Origin of the sequence: Microvirga lupini, from assembly GCF_014191055.1 — a bacterium.
Taxonomy (GTDB): domain Bacteria; phylum Pseudomonadota; class Alphaproteobacteria; order Rhizobiales; family Beijerinckiaceae; genus Microvirga; species Microvirga lupini_A.
Genome location: NZ_JACHWB010000003.1, coordinates 337,335 through 357,417 on the forward strand (window position 1 = coordinate 337,335; position 20,083 = coordinate 357,417).

16 protein-coding genes and 1 tRNA gene are annotated in these 20,083 nt (G+C 62.5%); 13 read left to right on the plus strand and 4 right to left on the minus strand.

What is annotated here, in order from left to right:
• Positions 1 to 9: 9 nt before the first annotated feature.
• Positions 10 to 291 carry a hypothetical protein gene (locus FHR70_RS13150; RefSeq protein WP_183450847.1) on the minus strand — a complete coding sequence of 94 codons (282 nt, stop codon included), beginning with the start codon at positions 289 to 291 and terminating at the stop codon, positions 10 to 12.
• A gap of 259 nt (positions 292 to 550) precedes the next feature.
• Here FHR70_RS13150 and FHR70_RS13155 point away from each other — a divergent pair, with 259 nt between their 5' ends.
• Together FHR70_RS13155 and FHR70_RS13160 are read left to right on the plus strand one after the other, a co-directional pair.
• The gene (locus tag FHR70_RS13155) at positions 551 to 748 is read left to right on the plus strand and encodes a hypothetical protein (protein ID WP_183450849.1); all 198 of its coding nucleotides are present in this window, start codon (positions 551 to 553) and stop codon (positions 746 to 748) included.
• Between the two features lie 55 nt (positions 749 to 803).
• A complete protein-coding gene (locus FHR70_RS13160) occupies positions 804 to 1,355 on the plus strand; it encodes a pyridoxamine 5'-phosphate oxidase family protein (protein WP_183450851.1) in 552 nt (183 codons plus the stop codon).
• Between the two features lie 484 nt (positions 1,356 to 1,839).
• On the opposite strand, the gene FHR70_RS13165 is transcribed toward FHR70_RS13160, so the two are convergent.
• Positions 1,840 to 2,445, minus strand: coding sequence for a hypothetical protein (locus FHR70_RS13165; RefSeq protein WP_183450853.1), 606 nt, complete (start codon positions 2,443 to 2,445; stop codon positions 1,840 to 1,842).
• A 427-nt stretch (positions 2,446 to 2,872) separates the two neighbouring features.
• Positions 2,873 to 3,043 carry a CsbD family protein gene (locus FHR70_RS13170; protein WP_183450855.1) on the minus strand — a complete coding sequence of 57 codons (171 nt, stop codon included), beginning with the start codon at positions 3,041 to 3,043 and terminating at the stop codon, positions 2,873 to 2,875.
• Positions 3,044 to 4,262: 1,219 nt separating this feature from the next.
• On the opposite strand from FHR70_RS13170, the gene tuf reads away from it, so the two are divergent.
• From tuf to rpoC, 11 genes are all read left to right on the plus strand, one after another.
• The gene (tuf, locus tag FHR70_RS13175; protein WP_183450857.1) at positions 4,263 to 5,453 is read left to right on the plus strand and encodes an elongation factor Tu; all 1,191 of its coding nucleotides are present in this window, start codon (positions 4,263 to 4,265) and stop codon (positions 5,451 to 5,453) included.
• Positions 5,454 to 5,495: 42 nt separating this feature from the next.
• Positions 5,496 to 5,572 (plus strand) — tRNA-Trp (locus FHR70_RS13180).
• 162 nt (positions 5,573 to 5,734) lie between these two features.
• Positions 5,735 to 5,935 (plus strand): preprotein translocase subunit SecE, encoded by a 201-nt coding sequence (gene secE, locus FHR70_RS13185; RefSeq protein ID WP_183450859.1) that lies wholly within the window; start codon positions 5,735 to 5,737, stop codon positions 5,933 to 5,935.
• A gap of 12 nt (positions 5,936 to 5,947) precedes the next feature.
• On the plus strand, positions 5,948 to 6,481 hold the full coding sequence (gene nusG / locus FHR70_RS13190; protein ID WP_183450861.1) for a transcription termination/antitermination protein NusG: 534 nt from the start codon (positions 5,948 to 5,950) through the stop codon (positions 6,479 to 6,481).
• Between the two features lie 170 nt (positions 6,482 to 6,651).
• On the plus strand, positions 6,652 to 7,080 hold the full coding sequence (rplK, locus tag FHR70_RS13195; RefSeq protein WP_099511377.1) for a 50S ribosomal protein L11: 429 nt from the start codon (positions 6,652 to 6,654) through the stop codon (positions 7,078 to 7,080).
• 10 nt (positions 7,081 to 7,090) lie between these two features.
• The gene (gene rplA / locus FHR70_RS13200) at positions 7,091 to 7,792 is read left to right on the plus strand and encodes a 50S ribosomal protein L1 (RefSeq protein WP_183451649.1); all 702 of its coding nucleotides are present in this window, start codon (positions 7,091 to 7,093) and stop codon (positions 7,790 to 7,792) included.
• A 114-nt stretch (positions 7,793 to 7,906) separates the two neighbouring features.
• The gene (locus FHR70_RS24340) at positions 7,907 to 8,032 is read left to right on the plus strand and encodes a hypothetical protein (protein ID WP_281381337.1); all 126 of its coding nucleotides are present in this window, start codon (positions 7,907 to 7,909) and stop codon (positions 8,030 to 8,032) included.
• A gap of 519 nt (positions 8,033 to 8,551) precedes the next feature.
• Complete coding sequence (gene rplJ, locus FHR70_RS13205) at positions 8,552 to 9,070, plus strand: 50S ribosomal protein L10 (RefSeq protein ID WP_099511381.1); 519 nt, start codon at positions 8,552 to 8,554, stop codon at positions 9,068 to 9,070.
• 52 nt (positions 9,071 to 9,122) lie between these two features.
• Positions 9,123 to 9,500 carry a 50S ribosomal protein L7/L12 gene (gene rplL, locus FHR70_RS13210; RefSeq protein WP_091139863.1) on the plus strand — a complete coding sequence of 126 codons (378 nt, stop codon included), beginning with the start codon at positions 9,123 to 9,125 and terminating at the stop codon, positions 9,498 to 9,500.
• A 239-nt stretch (positions 9,501 to 9,739) separates the two neighbouring features.
• Positions 9,740 to 13,870, plus strand: coding sequence for a DNA-directed RNA polymerase subunit beta (gene rpoB, locus FHR70_RS13215; protein WP_183450863.1), 4,131 nt, complete (start codon positions 9,740 to 9,742; stop codon positions 13,868 to 13,870).
• Positions 13,871 to 13,970: 100 nt separating this feature from the next.
• The gene (gene rpoC, locus FHR70_RS13220; RefSeq protein ID WP_183450865.1) at positions 13,971 to 18,146 is read left to right on the plus strand and encodes a DNA-directed RNA polymerase subunit beta'; all 4,176 of its coding nucleotides are present in this window, start codon (positions 13,971 to 13,973) and stop codon (positions 18,144 to 18,146) included.
• A gap of 63 nt (positions 18,147 to 18,209) precedes the next feature.
• Here the strand turns inward: rpoC and FHR70_RS13225 are convergent, their stop codons facing one another.
• The gene (locus FHR70_RS13225; protein ID WP_183450867.1) at positions 18,210 to 19,868 is read right to left on the minus strand and encodes a glycosyltransferase; all 1,659 of its coding nucleotides are present in this window, start codon (positions 19,866 to 19,868) and stop codon (positions 18,210 to 18,212) included.
• Positions 19,869 to 20,083 lie beyond the last annotated feature (215 nt).

Below are 20,083 nucleotides of genomic sequence, written 5' to 3' on the forward strand. Positions count from 1 at the left end.
CCGCGTCGGCTAGTCGAAGCAGGCTTTGACCTGCTCCTGCAGCTCTTCGAGCGCCGCAACGTAGGGTGCACGGCGTTCCTGGCGGTCCCGCCAAAGCTGGGCGATCCTCCTGCGCTTGAGGCTCTCATCGCCCAGGCCGCGTTCGATGGCTTTGAGGCTCTTCTCACAGGCAAAGTCGATGTCGGCCAAGTCGGCCAGGAGCGACTGGAGCCTGGGTAGAATGTCAGGCGAATACACACGATCCGTGCTCGATATTTCCTGAAAGCGCGGGTGCTGCACATCTGTAGACATGGCTTCCTCGCTGGTGTTCTCGTTCTTGAGACGCTTCCTTTTGCGCTGTTAATCTAAGTTAAGCAGGATAATTGGATTAACCTGAGGCAGCTTGGCGGTCGTCTCTGTAGAACAGGGCCGGTCGATGTTGAGCCGGTTCGTTCGCACCAGCCTTGATCCCGATCAAAAAAAGCCGATGAAAAGGTGGTATACTCGACGCGTGTCTTGGTGCTGATGCAGCATTAGGCTTTGTGATCTCCAACCTGCAGGGGAGGAAGACATGATCGGATGGGTCGTTCGCCTCTTGATGATTGCGGCAGGTGCCGTGACGAGCTGGTTCGTGGCCAAAGACGCCGTGAACTTCGGCGTCGTCCAAATGATGGTGGGGCTCCTGCTGCTGACCCTCATCGTGGCCGTACTGGCGTTCTGGCCGTCCCACTGGACGATCCGGCTGAATCGCCTGCAGAGGTCCCGATAGCTGACCCCTATCAGTTCATTCCGCGTTGGATTGCGCGCCATCATGGAGGCGGCAGATGCACGAGGACATCAGACGGAAGATCCTGACGCTGCTGGACCAGCACCGGATCATGACGGTTGCCACCCTGAGACCCGACGGCTGGCCCCAGGCGACCACCGTCGGCTACGCCAGCGAGGGCCTCACCCTCTACTTCCTGTGCGGCCTGGACAGCCAGAAGGCAGCCAACCTGTCGCGGGATGATCGCGTGTCTCTGACGATTGACCACGACACGTCGGACATCATGGCGATCTCCGGCCTGTCGCTGGCGGGGCATGCGCAGGCGGTGACTGACCCGGCCGATGCGGGTAGGGTGATGAAGATGCTGGTGCGGAAGTATCCCGAACAGACCTCCCTGTCAGGACCAATGCCGAGCCCGGGTGAGATCCGCATCTTCCGCGTGACACCGACGGTCATCTCGGTGCTCGACTACTCCAAGGGCTTCGGACACTCCGATCTGGTCAGCATTTCCGACGACTTTGAGGAGGCTCCGGATGCTGTCGAGGAAGCCGATCTCGAGTCGTTCCCAGCCAGCGATCCGCCCGCGTGGACACGAACCACATCGCGATAGATCGAGGCCCGTCGTGAAATCGCTCCGGGACATCATTCCCTGTCACGGTGCGCCAGAGGTCTTGGAAACCGTAGAGGAAGATCCATGCATCCGGAGGATCTGAGCTTTAGGAACCGGGCCGACGCCGGACGTGCGCTTGTCCCCCATTTGATGTCCTATGCTGCGCAGCACCCGGTCGTGCTCGCGCTTCCCCACGGCGGCGTCCCGGTGGCGTGCGAGGTCTGTTTGCTCGACTGACCGAGCGATTTGCGTGTACGAGTGCTCCACCACCCGCAAGTGGCCGTCATGCTTAAATGTCGCAGGCTCGGACTGCGCTATGTCTGCAGTGAGCGGGAGCGCCAAGAGGAGCTGCACGGGCCCTATGAGGGTACGGTGTGCGACCACAGCTTCACTTCATTGCGTCATAAGCACAATGATCTCCTTCTGATCCTGAATGGATGCTGAGGAAAAGTGCCTTTCATTCGAGGCGGCGGCTGGAGCAAACCTATCTTCTTGCCGTTTTGCCCATCGGCTTGGAAGTCTGCACCGGCAGCATCAGGTGTTCGTAGGGTGTGCCCGCCCACATGACGTAGGGCCGAGAGGTGTCTGGCATCGCAGCACGCGGATAGCCTTCCATCATGCCCTTGGCTCCGACCACCATGACGTGAGGACCAGTCTTGACCCAATTGTTGTTCGGTTCGGGCTGTTGCGCATAGGGATCGGTATTGCTGGCGTCCGTGCCCCCTGCCAACATGTACATGAAGCCGACCTTCCCGGCGGGCGGGTCCTTATGCTCGATCCAAGCCTGCGCCCAAGCCATGGCGTTCTCATCACCGCACATGGGATCGGGACCTGGGGTGCTAGGATTGTCCGCCATGCAGGTGAAGTTATTCGTCCCCTTCCGGACACTGCGTATCTTGCCTTCTTTGGACACGTCAATAATGGTCGCGTCCTTGGCAATGGCAGGTGGGGCCGCCGCCATGGCACTTCTGATAATTTCCTGGTCACTGGATGACCTGGGCATCGTGTGCTGCTGTGCCGAGACTGAGCTAAGCGTAGCCACCGACAGAACGCTGCACGCGAACCAAGCGAGGGTGTGATGCCTGTTCATGGCTCACTCCTGTCAACGTGCGACTAATATATCTAGCATACTCCTATTGGCGTAAGCTGACGAGTGATCCCCGTGGAGTGGGCTTGGCTGCAAGGGTTGAAGATTAACTGGCCCACGAGGCCTCGTTGCTTCATGCCCGCAATGACCCAGACGCGTGCTCCGGTGGAGCATTTCCGCCGATGCTACACGGCGCCTTGTGACTGAGGCGCACGGATCTATGTCGGACGAGCAGCTCCCCCTGGTGATGGCCGCAATAGGAGAAACGTGGGAGGCGGAGCGTAGACTGACCCTGGCGGGTCAGGGTCTGCTAGGTAGCAGGCGAATCCGCCGGCGGGTAGGGAAACCAGATTGTCAGGAGCGGGCCAAAGCCTGTTAGCAGCCCCACCTCGGTTCGGTAGGGCTGCTACGCGTTCTTCCGCTTGGCGGCCTACTTCTTGAGCGCGTCCTTGGCGCTGCCCATGGCATTCTGGGCTTTGCCCTTGGCTTGGTCCAGCTTGCCTTCGGTCTGCATCTTGGTGTCGCCGGTCATGTCGCCGGCGGCTTGCTTCATCTTGCCGCCGGCGCGGGTGGCGGCGCCCTTCACACGATCTTTGTCCATCGGCATGGCTTCCTCCGGGGAGATCAGACGCGGATCTGCGTCAGACAATCAACCCGTAGGCTGGCAAGCCCGTTCCTCTGTGAAGTGTCACAGCCCGGCCAGTGGGCGAGCGGCTGTCCGTCGCTGTCCCCTGACCCGACACCGAAGCTTCCCCGCTGCGCTTAACTCGGCAGTTTCTGGAGTGGTGAGGGTTGCGGAAGCCGCGCTTGCCCCTTCTGCCAGACTTCGTCGCCCTTGCCGACAACTTCGTTCCAGAACCGGATGAACTCCTCCTCGTGCTCTTTGCGCGGTCTCGAAGAACCATGACCGGCACAAGGCATCCGGGCGATAGCTGGCTTGGTGACCAAAATGGATCCCGCCGGGAGACTACGTGGCCATGGGGCCGCCTTTCCTGTGGTAAGGAGATACCCGAGTCGGATCACAGCTGTAACCAAGCGCTTAAGCCATCTTTGTCGAAGCCCTAGCCGGGGCTCCCGTAGTGGATAGCTCGGCTGTTTCGCGTTCGCCGGCTTGGAGACCCAAGTGCCTTTCCCGGTGTTCCTTACCAGAGAGGGAAGCGGGATCGTCCGGCAAGGCGTCCCCTCCCACGTGCCGTGAATCGCGCAACCGATTCGTCAGCGAGCCTTTCGCGTTACGCGTAGCAGGAGGCCTGGGGAGGTCGTATCGACCAACTGGTGGCCGCGATCCTGGACACGCCCGTTCACGACTATTGCCTCCGCCCACTTAATGTGACCCACGGTCAACTTGAAGCGTTCTCGGGTGTACGTTCCCAAGCTGGGCTCGGAGGACATTCGAAGGTTCGACAGGTAGATCCGCAGTGATAAACACGAGCCACGAATCGCCGGCAACCGGGCAGGGGAGCCCGGATTGTGGAAAATGCCAGGAAGCACAAGGGTTTATTATGGGTGTTAGGCCGATGAGAGGGACTTGAAGCGATGTTGGCCAGCTTTCCATGCTGAATACGGGGTCGCTTCCCGTCAGCCGCTCCACCTTCCTCTGCATGCCCTGCCTCCCTTGTAATTTGCGGCTGAAGTGCCTTTATGCAGACCAAACACTCCTCAAAGGGAGGGGGCGGCGATCTTGCCTTCATTACGTGAAGGATCAGGTTATCGGGCATTAGGTTCTGCAATATCGAAATTCGCTCTTGCGCAAAGAGCGCAACCGCAATATCGGGACGCCCTAGGTTTTTTGTTCCTGGCCTCTGTAAGGTAGAAATCACATGGCGAAGGAAAAGTTTGAGCGGACTAAGCCGCACTGCAACATTGGGACGATTGGTCACGTGGACCATGGCAAGACGTCTCTGACGGCGGCGATCACGAAGGTTCTGGCGGAGTCGGGCGGTGCGCAGTTCACGGCGTACGACCAGATTGACAAGGCGCCGGAAGAGAAGGCGCGCGGCATCACGATCTCGACGGCGCACGTGGAGTACGAGACGGCCAACCGTCACTATGCCCACGTGGACTGCCCCGGCCACGCCGACTACGTGAAGAACATGATCACGGGTGCGGCGCAGATGGACGGCGCGATCCTGGTGGTGTCGTCGGCCGACGGCCCGATGCCGCAGACCCGCGAGCACATCCTTCTGGCCCGCCAGGTGGGCGTGCCGGCCCTGGTGGTGTTCATGAACAAGGTCGACATGGTCGACGACGCCGAGCTGCTCGACCTGGTTGAGCTTGAGGTGCGCGAGCTTCTGTCGAAGTACGACTTCCCCGGCGACGACATTCCGATCGTGAAGGGCTCGGCTCTGTGCGCTCTTGAGGACCGCCAGCCTGAGATCGGCCGCGATGCGGTGCTCAAGCTGATGGCCGAGGTGGATGCCTACATCCCGCAGCCGGAGCGTCCGATCGACCAGCCGTTCCTGATGCCGATCGAGGACGTGTTCTCGATCTCGGGCCGCGGCACGGTGGTGACGGGTCGCGTGGAGCGCGGCGTGGTGAAGGTCGGCGAGGAAGTGGAGATCGTGGGCCTGAAGGACACGGTCAAGACGACGGTGACGGGCGTTGAGATGTTCCGCAAGCTGCTCGACCAGGGCCAGGCGGGCGACAACGTGGGCGTTCTGCTGCGGGGCACGAAGCGCGAGGACGTGGAGCGCGGCCAGGTGCTGTGCAAGCCGGGCTCGATCAAGCCGCACACGAAGTTCAAGGCCGAGGCCTACATCCTGACGAAGGAAGAGGGCGGTCGTCATACGCCGTTCTTCGGCAACTACCGTCCGCAGTTCTACTTCCGCACGACGGACGTGACGGGCGTGGTGAAGCTGCCTGAGGGCACCGAGATGGTGATGCCGGGCGACAACATCACGATGGAAGTGGAGCTGATTGCGCCGATCGCCATGGAGGAGAAGCTGCGCTTCGCCATCCGTGAGGGCGGCCGCACCGTCGGCGCCGGCGTCGTCGCCGCCGTGATGGATTAATGAGATCCAGGTGGCGGGTTTCCGCCACCTGTTGACCGCCGGAGGAGTGTAGCTCAATCGGCTAGAGCACCGGTCTCCAAAACCGGGGGTTGGGGGTTCGAGTCCCTCCACTCCTGCCAGCGGTCGACAAAGCGGGCGTTTTGCTCTAAAGAGCGCTCCGCAGATGGTTTGAACAGGTGGCGCGAGGCTTGAGAAACAGCCTCGCGCCCCTTCAATTTGGGCTCAAGCGTGCCCTCAGAGGACGTTCGCTGCCGCTCTTAAGGCGGGGCGGGCGCAGAGAAATGGCGAAGACGAACCCGTTCGATTTCATACAGCAGGTCCGCTCGGAAGCCGCGAAGGTGACCTGGCCGACGCGCAAGGAGACCATGATCACGACCGCCATGGTGTTCGTGATGGTGGTGGTTGCCAGCATCTTTTTTCTGGTCGTCGATCAGGCGATCGGCTGGGGCGTCCGCTCGGTGATTCTTGGGCTTGGCGGTTAAGGGGTGGATGCAATGACGAAGCGTTGGTACATCGTCCACGCCTATTCCAACTTCGAGAACAAGGTCGCCCAGTCGATCAAGGACCAGGCCGCCCAGCGTGGCCTTGAGGACAAGTTCGACGAGGTCATGGTTCCGACCGAGAAGGTCGTCGAGGTACGCCGCGGCCGCAAGGTCGATACCGAGCGCAAGTTCTTCCCGGGCTATGTGCTGGTGAAGTGCGACCTGACCGACGAGGTTTACCACCTCATCAAGAATACCCCGAAGGTGACGGGCTTCCTGGGCGCCGACAAGTCCAAGCCGGTTCCGATCCCGGATCGTGAGGCCGAGCGGATCAAGGGCCAGGTGGCCGAGGGTGTCGACCACCCGAAGCCCTCCGTCAGCTTCGAGATCGGCGAGCAGGTCCGCGTCTCCGACGGGCCGTTCGCCTCGTTCAATGGCGTCGTCGAGGAAGTCGACCACGCCCGGGCCCGCCTCAAGGTAGCAGTGTCCATCTTCGGCCGCGCGACGCCGGTCGAACTCGAATACGGTCAGGTCGAAAAGGTCTGATCGGCGGGAAGTGGCACCTTTCTGGTGGCACTTTCCAGGCTCTCCGAGAGGGCCTTTCATCCGCGGGAGGTCTGCCCGGTTGCCAGCCGGGGTTTTGGGACTGGACCGCGATCTGCAACTGCCATTCCGTTCGGTAGGCTCCGGGCGGGTGGTCCATTAGGAGCAGTCCTATGGCAAAGAAAATCTCGGGCTACGTTAAGCTTCAAGTGCCCGCAGGCGCAGCCAACCCGTCGCCGCCGATCGGTCCGGCGCTCGGTCAGCGCGGCCTGAACATCATGGAATTCTGCAAGGCCTTCAACGCGAAGACCGCGCAGATGGAGAAGGGCACCCCGATTCCGGTGATCATCACCGCGTATCAGGACCGTTCCTTCACCTTCGAGATGAAGCAGCCCCCGGTCTCGTACTGGCTCAAGAAGGCCGCGAAGATCGACAAGGGTTCGCAGACCCCCGGCAAGGGCGGCAATGTCGGCCGCGTGACCCGCGACCAGATCCGCGAGATTGCCGAGAAGAAGATGGTCGATCTCAACTGCGACACCGTTGAATCCGCCATGGCCATGATCGAGGGCTCCGCGCGCTCGATGGGCATGGAAGTGGCATAAGGAGGGCATGATGGCTGTGAAAGAAGGTAAGCGCATCCGCGCCGCCCGCGAGGGCGTTGATGCCACCAAGCTCTACCCGATCCAGGACGCGGTGAAGCTGATCAAGGAACGCGCCAAGGCGAAGTTCGACGAGACAATCGAGATCTCGATGAACCTCGGCGTCGATCCCCGCCACGCCGACCAGATGGTCCGCGGCGTCTGCAACCTGCCGAACGGCTCCGGCCGTACGGTTCGCGTGGCCGTGTTCGCCCGCGGCGCCAAGGCCGACGAGGCCAAGGCTGCCGGTGCCGATATCGTGGGCGCCGAGGAACTCTTCGAGACCGTCAACGGCGGCACGATCGACTTCGACCGCTGCATCGCCACCCCGGACATGATGCCGCTCGTCGGCCGTCTCGGTAAGGTGCTCGGCCCGCGCGGCCTGATGCCGAACCCGAAGGTCGGAACGGTCACCATGGACGTGAAGGGTGCCGTGGAAGCTGCCAAGGGCGGCGCCGTGGAGTTCCGTGTCGAGAAGGCTGGCATCGTCCATGCCGGCATCGGCAAGGCGTCCTTCGACGAGGCCAAGCTCGTGGAGAACATCAAGGCTTTCGCCGATGCCGTCTCCAAGGCGAAGCCCACGGGCGCCAAGGGCACCTACATCCAGCGCGTCGCCGTCTCCTCGACGATGGGCCCCGGTGTGAAGGTCGACCCCGCTTCGGTCCTCAACGCCTAAGGCTCAGGACATAGACATTACAGAGCCCGGCACCCGTGCCGGGCTCTTTTATTTCAGGGCTCTTGCGCATAAGGCCGTTGGCTATCACATTGTTACAGGCGAGGGCCGTGGAGCATGTATGCCATTCTCGACATGATCGACTTTATCGCCGATCTAGGGCAGGTGATCAGCGCACTTAGTGCTATCGGCCTCGTCGTTACGGGCGGGCTGACTATTCGGAACTTCCTTGGCAAGAATTGAATGTTTTACACCTTCGTCCGTGCTACTTGGCATCGGCCTCGGGAAGGGGATCCATGTGCCCTGCTGCCAGGGCGACCACGAAATCCTTAAACTTATCCTACCCTGCCCCTTGGCAAGAGGGGGAAAAAGGATTATAGGGATTCTTTGAGTTTCCAACATAGGCCGAGGCTCCGCTTTTGCGCGGGCGGTAGGCTGAGAATCCGTCCCGGAGACGGGGCGGTGACAGGCCGGCGAGCCAAGAGGCAACTTTTGGCGCGTTCCGGCTATGTCCTGTCCAAGACTGCAGGTGCCGGCTTGCCGGTTTAATTCGTAAGGGCCTGCATAGACGGGGAAGCCGAGTTTGCCATCTGCTAACGCAGATGAAGGGAGTCGGTTCGAACCATCTCACCCGGTGCGCCGCCAGGCGTCATTTGGGGGACAGGGCTTGCGAGAGCGTCGTTCAGGATGCTCCGGGCGCAAGTCCGGGCCTTGAACGGCAAATGCAACCGGCGGAAATTTCCGCCAACCGGAGAGAGCCCAGTGGAAAGAGCAGCAAAGCGCGAGCTCGTCTCGACTCTCAACGACGTGTTTAACACCACGAGCGTTGTCGTCGTCGCCCACTATGCCGGCCTCACGGTCGCCGACATGCAGAAGCTGCGCGCGCAGATGAAGCAGGCCGGCGCCACCGTGAAGGTCGCCAAAAACAGCCTCGCCAAAATCGCTCTCGAAGGCAAGGACGTCGCGTCCATCTCGGGCCTCATGAAAGGTCCGACCCTGATCGCTTATTCGAGCGATCCGGTCGCGGCGCCCAAGGTCGCTGTTGATTTCGCTAAGGGGAACGACAAGCTCGTGATCCTCGGCGGCGCAATGGGCACGACCGCCCTGAACGTGGACGGAGTGAAGGCGCTTGCCACTCTGCCGTCCCTTGATGAACTGCGCGGCAAGCTCGTCGGCCTTATCCAGGCTCCGGCGACCAAGATCGCTCAGCTCAGCACTGCGCCGGCGGCGAAGCTCGCCCGCGTATTCGGGGCCTATGCCAAAACAGGCGAAGCGGCGTGAGGCCGTACCTCAACACAATCAATCGTTCGAACTGAACCTAAGGAACTAAGAAATGGCTGATCTTGCCAAGCTCGTTGACGATCTGTCGTCGCTGACCGTTCTCGAGGCCGCTGAGCTCTCGAAGATGCTCGAAGAGAAGTGGGGCGTTTCCGCTGCTGCGGCTGTTGCCGTTGCTGCTGCTCCGGGCGCCGGCGCCGGTGCTCCGGCTGCTGAAGAGCAGACCGAGTTCACGGTCGTTCTCGCTTCGGCCGGCGACAAGAAGATCGAGGTCATCAAGGAAGTCCGTGGTATCACGGGCCTGGGCCTCAAGGAAGCTAAGGACCTCGTCGAAGGTGCGCCGAAGCCGGTTAAGGAAGGCGTTGCCAAGGACGAAGCCGAGAAGATCAAGGCGACCCTCGAGAAGGTCGGCGCCAAGGTCGAGCTTAAGTAATTTTGCGGCCTTCAAGGCCGCAGGGTTACCCCCGAGAAATCGGGGTTCAAAACACACGGTCCCAGGCGTTTTTGCCTGGGGCCGTTGTGTCGTCAAAGAGGCCGGGCTTCTTTGACGATGTCTGAAAGGGCTCGCAGAGAGCCCTGATTGGTTCGAAAACCGGCGCTTTCGCCGGGCGGCTACTCCAGAGGCCCGATCCCGGGGTTCTCGATTAGCCGTGTATGAGGAACGAGGTCCAGATGGCCAACACACTGATCGGCCGGAAGCGCATTCGCAAGTTCTTCGGAAAAATCAAGGAAGTGGCGGAGATGCCGAACCTCATCGAGGTTCAGAAGGCATCCTACGACCAGTTCCTGATGGTCGAAGAGCCAAAGGGTGGCCGGCCGGAAGAGGGCTTGCAAGCCGTCTTCAAATCGGTTTTCCCGATTTCGGACTTTTCGAATACTGCCTTGCTCGAGTTCGTGAAGTACACGTTCGAGCCGCCGAAGTATGACGTGGACGAGTGCCGCCAGCGGGGCATGACCTTCGCTGCGCCGCTGAAAGTCACGCTGCGCCTCATCGTGTTCGATGTGGACCCGGATACCGGCGCCCGCTCCGTGAAGGACATCAAGGAGCAGGACGTCTACATGGGCGACATGCCGCTCATGACCGACAACGGTACCTTCATCGTGAACGGCACCGAGCGCGTGATCGTCTCGCAGATGCACCGTTCGCCGGGCGTGTTCTTCGACCACGACAAGGGCAAGACGCACTCCTCCGGCAAGCTGCTGTTCGCTGCCCGCATCATCCCGTACCGCGGTTCATGGCTCGACATCGAGTTCGACGCCAAGGACATCGTCTACGCCCGTATCGACCGCAAGCGTAAGCTTCCGGTCACGTCGCTGCTCTACGCTCTCGGTCTCGACGGCGAGGAGATCCTCACCACCTTCTACAACCGCATCGCCTACACCCGAGACGGCGACGCCTGGTCGGTGCCGTTCGATGCGGAGCGCATGAAAGGCTTCAAGGCCTCCGTGGACCTGATCGACGCCAAGTCGGGCGAGGTCGTGCTCGAGGCCGGCAAGAAGCTGACCGCCCGTACGGCCCGCCAGCTGGCCGAGAAGGGCCTCAAGAACCTGCGCGCGACCGATGAGGACCTCTACGGTCAGTATATCGGCGAGGACCTCGTCAATCCGTCCACCGGCGAGATCTACGCCGAGGCCGGCGACGAGATCACCGAGAAGCTGCTGAAGGGTCTGGACGAAGCCGGCTTCACCGAGATCCCGGTGCTCGACATCGACCATGTCACCGTAGGCCCCTACATCCGAAACACGCTGGCCATCGACAAGGCTTCCTCTCGTGAGGACGCCCTGTTCGACATCTATCGCGTGATGCGTCCGGGCGAGCCGCCGATCCTCGACACGGCGGAAGCGATGTTCAACTCGCTGTTCTTCGACGCCGAGCGCTACGACCTCTCGGCGGTCGGCCGCGTGAAGATGAACATGCGCCTCGATCTCGACGCCGAGGACACCGTGCGCACCCTGCGTCGCGAGGACATCCTGGCGGTGACGAAGGCGCTCGTGGACCTGCGTGATGGCAAGGGCGAGATCGACGACATCGACCACCTCGGCAATCGCCGTGTGCGTTCGGTCGGCGAGCTCATGGAGAACCAGTACCGCCTGGGCCTGCTCCGCATGGAGCGCGCGATCAAGGAGCGCATGTCGTCGGTCGATATCGACACCGTCATGCCGCAGGACCTGATCAACGCGAAGCCCGCGGCTGCCGCGGTGCGCGAGTTCTTCGGCTCCTCGCAGCTCTCGCAGTTCATGGACCAGACCAACCCGCTCTCCGAGGTCACGCACAAGCGTCGTCTCTCGGCGCTTGGCCCGGGCGGTCTGACCCGCGAACGCGCCGGCTTCGAGGTGCGCGACGTGCACCCGACGCACTACGGCCGCATCTGCCCGATCGAGACGCCGGAAGGCCCGAATATCGGTCTGATCAACTCGCTGGCTACCTTCGCCCGCGTCAACAAATACGGCTTCATCGAGACGCCGTTCCGCCGCGTGCGCGATAGCCGCGTGACCGACGAGGTGATCTACCTCTCGGCCATGGAAGAGGCGAAGTACAACATCGCCCAGGCCAACTCGACCCTCGACGCCAACGGCACGCTGACGGAAGAGCTCGTGATCTGCCGCCGCGCCGGTGACAACATCGTCGTGGCTCCGGACCGGGTGGACCTCATGGAGGTGTCGCCGAAGCAGCTCGTGTCGGTTGCGGCCGCGCTCATCCCGTTCCTCGAGAACGACGACGCGAACCGCGCGCTCATGGGCTCGAACATGCAGCGTCAGGCCGTGCCGCTCGTGCAGGCGGACGCTCCGTTCGTCGGCACCGGCATGGAAGCGGTCGTAGCCCGCGACTCGGGTGCTGCCATTGCGGCCCGCCGCACCGGCGTCGTCGACCAGGTGGACGCGACCCGTATCGTTATCCGCGCGACGGAGAACACGGATCCAACCCGTCCGGGCGTCGACATCTACCGCCTGCAGAAGTTCCAGCGCTCCAACCAGTCGACCTGCATCACGCAGAAGCCGCTGGTCCGCGCCGGCGACCTCGTGCGCAAGGGCGACATCATCGCCGACGGTCCGTCGACCGAATATGGCGAGCTGGCGCTCGGCCGGAACGTGCTCGTCGCGTTCATGCCGTGGAACGGCTATAACTTCGAAGACTCGATCCTGCTCTCCGAGCGGATCGTGAAGGAAGACGTCTTCACCTCGATCCACATCGAGGAGTTTGAGGTGATGGCCCGCGACACGAAGCTGGGTCCTGAGGAAATCACGCGCGACATTCCGAACGTGTCGGAAGAGGCGCTGAAGAACCTGGACGAAGCCGGCATCGTGTATATCGGCGCCGAGGTCCATGCGGGCGACATCCTGGTCGGCAAGATCACGCCGAAGGGCGAGAGCCCGATGACGCCGGAAGAGAAGCTTCTGCGCGCCATCTTCGGCGAGAAGGCCTCGGACGTTCGCGACACCTCGCTGCGCGTGCCCCCGGGCGTGACCGGCACCATCGTGGAAGTCCGTGTGTTCAACCGTCACGGTGTGGACAAGGACGAGCGCGCCCAGGCCATCGAGCGTGAGGAAATCGAGCGTCTCGCGAAGGACCGCGACGACGAGCAGGCGATCCTCGACCGCAACACCTATGCGCGTCTGGCCGAGATCCTCTCGGGCAAGAGCGCCGTTGCTGGCCCGAAGGGCTTCAAGAAGGACACGAAGATCACCCGCGAGCTCCTCAACGAGCACCCGCGGTCGCAGTGGTGGCAGTTCGCGGTCGAAGACGATGCTCTGATGACCGAGATCGAGGCCATGCAGAAGCAGTACGACGAGTCGAAGAAGCGCCTTGAGCAGCGCTTCCTCGACAAGGTCGAGAAGCTGCAGCGCGGCGACGAGCTTCCTCCGGGTGTCATGAAGATGGTCAAGGTCTTCGTGGCCGTGAAGCGCAAGATCCAGCCGGGCGACAAGATGGCCGGCCGCCACGGCAACAAGGGTGTCGTGTCGCGCATCGTTCCCATCGAGGACATGCCGTTCCTCGAGGACGGTACCCACGCGGACATCGTGCTCAACCCGCTGGGCGTGCCGAGCCGCATGAACGTGGGTCAGATCCTCGAGACGCATCTCGGCTGGGCTGCTGCCGGTCTCGGCAAGCAGGTCGCCCAGGCGGTCGATGCCTATATGCGGTCGGGCCAGTCCAAGGGGCTTCGCGATCAGCTGGTGTCGATCTACGGCAACCTGCCGGAAATCGAGCAGGCTTCCGACGATGAGCTGGCCGAGCTTGGCAACAAGCTGCGCCGCGGCGTTCCGTTCGCCACGCCCGTCTTCGACGGCGCGAAGGAATCGGACATCGAGGTCATGCTGCAGAAGGCCGGCCTCGACCCGTCGGGTCAGGTCACGCTCTATGACGGCAAGACCGGCGAGGCTTTCGACCGCAAGGTGACCGTGGGCTACATCTATATGCTGAAGCTCCACCACCTTGTGGACGACAAGATCCACGCCCGCTCCATCGGCCCCTACAGCCTCGTCACCCAGCAGCCGCTGGGCGGCAAGGCCCAGTTCGGCGGCCAGCGCTTCGGCGAAATGGAGGTCTGGGCTCTGGAGGCCTACGGCGCCGCCTACACCCTGCAGGAAATGCTCACGGTCAAGTCGGACGACGTGGCCGGCCGTACCAAGGTCTACGAAGCCATCGTTCGTGGCGACGACACCTTCGAGTCGGGCATTCCGGAGAGCTTCAACGTTCTCGTGAAGGAAATGCGTTCGCTCGGCCTCAACGTGGAGCTGACCAATTCCAAGCGCGCCGCCAACGAGGCGGAGCAGCTGCCTCCGTCCGAGGCCGCCGAGTAAGCGCTTCAAGTTTGACGTTTGGCCGCGGCGATGATGCCGCGGCCCCATGCAATTGCCGGTGAGGGTGCTTATCTAGCGCCCTCCAGCCCAGGAGACGGCGATGAATCAAGAGGTCATGAATCTCTTCAACCAGACGGCCCAGCCGCAGAGCTTCGATCAGATCAAGATTTCGATCGCGAGCCCTGAGAAGATTCTGTCCTGGTCCTACGGCGAGATCAAGAAGCCGGAGACCATCAACTACCGTACGTTCAAGCCCGAGCGTGACGGCTTGTTCTGCGCGCGCATCTTTGGCCCGATCAAGGACTACGAGTGCCTGTGCGGCAAGTACAAGCGCATGAAGTACAAGGGCGTGATCTGCGAGAAGTGCGGCGTCGAGGTGACGCTGGCCCGCGTCCGTCGCGACCGCATGGGCCACATCGAGCTCGCCGCGCCCGTGGCTCACATCTGGTTCCTCAAGTCCCTGCCGAGCCGCATCGGTCTGCTGCTCGACATGACCCTGAAGGATCTGGAGCGCATCCTCTATTTCGAATCCTACATCGTCGTCGATGCGGGTCTGTCGCCGCTCAAGGACCGTCAGCTCCTCACCGAGGAGGAGTACATCCGCGCTCAGGACGAGTTCGGTGAGGACTCGTTCACGGCCATGATCGGCGCGGAAGCCATCCGCCGGATCCTGCAGGAACTCGACCTCGAGAAGACCGCGCAGGAGATCCGCGAGGAGATCGCCGTCACCACGTCCGAGCTGAAGCCCAAGAAGCTCATGAAGCGCCTCAAGATCATCGAGGCCTTCGTCCAGTCGGGCAACAAGCCCGAGTGGATGATCATGACGGTCGTTCCGGTGATCCCGCCGGATCTGCGCCCGCTCGTGCCCCTCGACGGCGGCCGCTTCGCGACCTCGGACCTGAACGACCTCTATCGCCGCGTCATCAACCGCAACAACCGCCTGAAGCGGCTCATGGAGCTGCGTGCGCCGGATATCATCGTCCGCAACGAGAAGCGCATGCTCCAGGAGGCGGTCGACGCCCTGTTCGACAACGGCCGCCGCGGCCGCGTCATCACAGGCGCCAACAAGCGTCCGCTGAAGTCGCTCGCCGACATGCTGAAGGGCAAGCAGGGCCGGTTCCGCCAGAACCTGCTCGGCAAGCGCGTCGACTACTCGGGCCGCTCGGTCATCGTGGTGGGCCCCGAGCTCAAGCTGCACCAATGCGGCCTGCCGAAGAAGATGGCGCTCGAGCTCTTCAAGCCGTTCATCTACGCCAAGCTCGACGCGCGCGGTCTCTCCGCCACCGTCAAGCAGGCGAAGAAGCTCGTCGAGAAGGAGAAGCCCGAGGTTTGGGACATCCTGGACGAGGTCATCCGCGAGCACCCGGTTCTCCTGAACCGCGCGCCCACGCTGCACCGTCTCGGCATCCAGGCTTTCGAGCCCACCCTCATTGAAGGCAAGGCGATCCAGCTGCACCCGCTCGTCTGCGCCGCGTTCAACGCGGACTTCGATGGCGACCAGATGGCCGTCCACGTGCCGCTCTCGCTCGAGGCTCAGCTTGAAGCCCGCGTGCTAATGATGTCGACCAACAACATCCTGCACCCGGCCAACGGTCAGCCGATTATCGTGCCGTCGCAGGACATCGTTCTCGGCCTCTACTATCTCTCCATCGTGTCCGATGGCCAGCCCGGCCAGGGCAAGGCCTTCGCCGACATGGGCGAGATCGAGCATGCCCTGAACGAGAAGGTCATCACGCTCCACACGAAGATCCGCTACCGCTGGGAAGGCCTGGACGAGGACGGCAAGCCGGTGTCGAAGATCGTCGACACCACGGCCGGCCGCGTGATGCTCTCGCGCCTCCTGCCGAAGCACCCGATGCTGCCCTTCGACGTCGTGAACAAGCTCATGACCAAGAAGGAGATCTCCAACATGATCGATGCCGTGTACCGGCATTGCGGTCAGAAGGAGTCGGTGATCTTCTGCGACCGCATCATGGGCCTCGGCTTCTACAATGCGTTCAAGGCCGGCATCTCGTTCGGCAAGGACGACATGGTGATCCCGGAGAACAAGTGGGCCATCGTCGAGGAGACCCGTGCTCTCGCGAAGGACTACGAGCAGCAGTACCAGGACGGCCTCATCACCCAGGGCGAGAAGTACAACAAGGTCGTCGACGCCTGGGCGAAGTGCTCGGACCGCCTCGCCGGCGAGATGATGAACCGCATCTCCACGGTGCAGAAGGACGAGAACGGCCGCGATAAGCCGGTCAACTCGATCTACATGATGTCCCACTCGGGCGCCCGTGGTTCGCCGGCCCAGATGAAGCAGCTCGCGGCCATGCGCGGCCTCATGGCCAAGCCGTCGGGCGAGATCATCGAGACGCCGATCATCTCAAACTTCAAGGAAGGCCTCGACGTTCTCGAGTACTTCAACTCGACCCACGGCGCCCGTAAGGGTCTGGCCGACACCGCGCTCAAGACCGCGAACTCGGGCTACCTGACCCGCCGCCTCGTCGACGTGGCGCAGGACGCGGTCATCCGTGAGCCGGATTGCGGCACCGAGAAGGGCATCAAGATGCGCGCCATCATCGACGCCGGCCAGGTGGTCGCGTCGCTGGCCTCGCGTATTCTCGGCCGCTCCACGGCTGAGGACCTGGTGGCCCAGGACGGTACCGTCATCGTTCCGACCGGCACGATGATCGAGGAGCATCACCTCGAGGCGATCGGCGCTGCCGGCATCCAGGAGGTGAAGATCCGCTCCGTGCTCGTCTGCGAGTCGAAGAACGGCGTCTGCGCTACCTGCTACGGCCGCGATCTGGCCCGAGGTACCCCGGTCAACCACGGCGAGGCCGTCGGCGTGATCGCGGCGCAGTCCATCGGCGAGCCCGGCACGCAGCTGACCATGCGTACCTTCCACATCGGTGGTGCGGCTCAGATCGCGGACTCGTCCTTCATCGAGTCGAGCTTCGAGGGCAAGATCGGCTTCCGCAACAAGAACATTGCGCGCAACTCCGACGGCGACCTCGTCGTCATGGGCCGCAACGTGGCTGTTGTGATCATCGGCCAGGACGGCACCGAGCGGGCGGTTCACCGCCTGCAATACGGCTCCCGCCTGAAGGTGGACGAGGGCGACACGATCAAGCGCGGTCAGCGTATTGCCGAGTGGGATCCCTATTCCCGTCCGATCCTCACCGAGATCGACGGTACAGTGGGCTACGAGGACCTCGTGGACGGTGCATCGATGATCGAGTCGATGGACGAGTCGACCGGCATCGCCAAGCGCGTGGTCATCGACTGGCGCGGTTCTCCGCGCACAGCCGACCTGCGTCCGGCGGTGGTCATCCAGGGCGCCGGCGGCAAGGTGGCCAAGGTTGCCCGCGGTGGTGACGCCCGTTACCTGCTGCCCGTGGACGCGATCCTGGCGGCCGATCCGGGCTCGAAGGTCAAGGCTGGCGATATCCTCGCCCGTGTCTCGACCGAGAGCGCCAAGACCCGCGACATCACAGGCGGTCTGCCGCGCGTGGCGGAGCTGTTCGAGGCCCGTCGTCCGAAGGATGCGGCCATCATTGCGGAGAAGTCGGGCACGATTCAGTTCGGCCGTGACTACAAGAGCAAGCGTCGCCTGACGCTGAACCCGCACGATGGCTCGGAGCCGGTGGAGTACCTGATCCCGAAGGGCAAGCACATCCACCTGCAGGATGGCGACGTGGTCGAGACCGGAGACTTCATTGTCGACGGCAACCCGGCACCGCACGACATCCTGGCGATCAAGGGCGTCGAGGAGCTCGCAGCCTATCTCGTGAACGAGATCCAGGAGGTCTACCGCCTCCAGGGCGTGCTCATCAACGACAAGCACATCGAGGTGATCGTTCGCCAGATGCTGCAGAAGGTCGAGATCACGGAGGGCGGCGATTCCGAGCTGCTCACCGGCGAGCAGGTCGATCGTCTCGAGTTCGAGGAGATCAACGAGCGCCTCGTGTCCGAGAAGAAGAAGCCCGCCGAAGGCGTGCCGGTTCTGCTCGGCATCACCAAGGCCTCGCTGCAGACCCGCTCCTTCATCTCGGCGGCGTCCTTCCAGGAGACCACCCGCGTCCTCACCGAGGCGGCGGTCAACGGCAAGGTCGATACCCTTGAGGGCCTCAAGGAGAACGTCATCGTCGGCAGCCTGATCCCGGCCGGCACAGGCGCGCTCACCGCTCAGATCAAGGCCGTTGCGACCCATCGCGACGAGCTGATCCTGCAGCAGAAGCGCTCCGAGTCTCAGGCTCAGGTCAGCGAGCTGCCTCCGGCGGCCGAGTAAGCTGCGAAGACCTTGCGAGAATGAAAAGGCCGCCTCCGGGCGGCCTTTTTCGTGAGCGGGTGCTCAGGAACGCTCGTCCCTGGGGTTAATCTTGAGCAAGCCGAGCTTCGCCAGCCACATGAGGGCTCTGGCCGTAAGGGCAGGCGAGGCGTCTCTGTGCGCGGTAAGGACCTCCCGGACCGACGTGCCCTGGTCACTAACCTGCTTCCACATCGCGAGAAGGAAGGTGGAAGAGATATCCGGTGAGGCATTCACCAGGGCCACCTTCAGGTTCAGCCGTTCCAGCACTTCGGCCTCACCGATCTCCGCTGACTGCGAGACAACGTGCTGACTGGAGAAGGGAAGCGAAGGGAAACTAGCGAAGAGCTCGAAGGGGTCGGGGCGAGCCGGCCAGAAACCGCGCATGGTCTCAGGGGAGGGCGCTGCCTGCCCGGCTTTTCTCACGGCGGCCAGTTCCTGCCAGAGCTCCTCATAGGCTTTGACGATGACCTTCCAGTCGAAGCGCTCTCTAGCCCGAGCCGCACCGTTCGCACCCATGCGTCGGCGCAGGTCCGGATCCGCTGCGAGGCGCTCGAAGGCTGCCGCCGCCGCATCAACGTCTACCGCAATGGCAGTCGACGCTTGGCCGATATACGAATCGTAGCTGTCGACCTCGAGTGCGTAGCGCACGGCGAGAGGCTGTCCCGCTCCCGGAGGAGCAGCGATGGTCGGAACGGCAAAGCCGTCGATGCCGTTCCTGACGGTATCCCTGTATCCATCCCAGTCGGTGACCACCACGGGCAGACCGGCGGCCATGGCCTCGATGGGCGTAAGGCCGAAAGTCTCCTGAATGTTGTCGGACAGGGAACAGAACACATCCGCCGCTGCCCAGGCCGTGTCCCTCACATCATTGATCCGCCCATCGAGCACGATGGACCGAACGGAAGGACAAAGCTTGGCCCTTGCTTCCGAGAAGGCCCGGGCGATCTGATCGTTGGCGGTCCACCCGCACTCGATCAGCACCACACGATGGCGCTGGGCAACCTTCTCCAAAGCCAGGTACATAGGAGCCGGGTTCGCCTTGGCGTGGAAGGAAAGGCGTCCAAGGAACAGGACGACGAAGTCGCCTGGTTCTATGCCGAGGGATGCCCGTGCGCCGTCCCCGCGCTCTGTCCGCTTCGCCTGGCTCTCGCAATCGACCCCAAGAGGAATCACAGGGAGTTGCGGCCTGACGAAGCGGGAAGCACCCAGGCGTCGCGAAAGATGATCCTCCTGTCGCGTGAACAGTGTCTCGATGACGGTACGAGAGGCTGTAGATGTGCAGATGATCGCATCCCAGGGCTGCACCGCGGCGGTGAGTAGGGAGGTGAGCCCATCCATGGCACGGGCAGAGGACAGGGTATGGTTCACCCCACAGAGGCTCCAGGACCTGGGCCCATGAAGCTCCCGCTGCCACGTTTGCGCTGCGCTGATAGGACTGGGAGTGAACAGGCAGCCGACCTGCCTGAGAGCCCCAGCCTTGGCGCTAACGATAAAGCGCGGCGAACTCTCCAGACGGAAGGTCTTGATGAAGTTGCAGAATTCTCCGCCGAGCTTGGCATTGCCCACATACCCGATGGGGGAATCGTCAGAAGTGTAGCGGGCGAAGGCTGAGAGGAAGCCATGGCCGGCGAAGTGGCGACCCATCGGCTTCCCATGGGTCACATCATAAGCCTCAGTTTCGAAATGTATCGCCGCCGTCACGATCCGCCTCCTCCAAGGAAGTTACTACATAACCTTATGGCGGTCGGGAAGAAACCGATATAGAAGGGACAGGCCAGACAGCGCTCTGTCGTTTGGAGGCGCCTTTCTGGATCCTTACCGAAAAGTGTTGACTTTGCGCGACTCGGACGCTAGAGAGACCGGACTTTCCGGCTGGCCGTAGGTTTTAGCCAGTCGAAGCGCCTAGCTTCGACGGA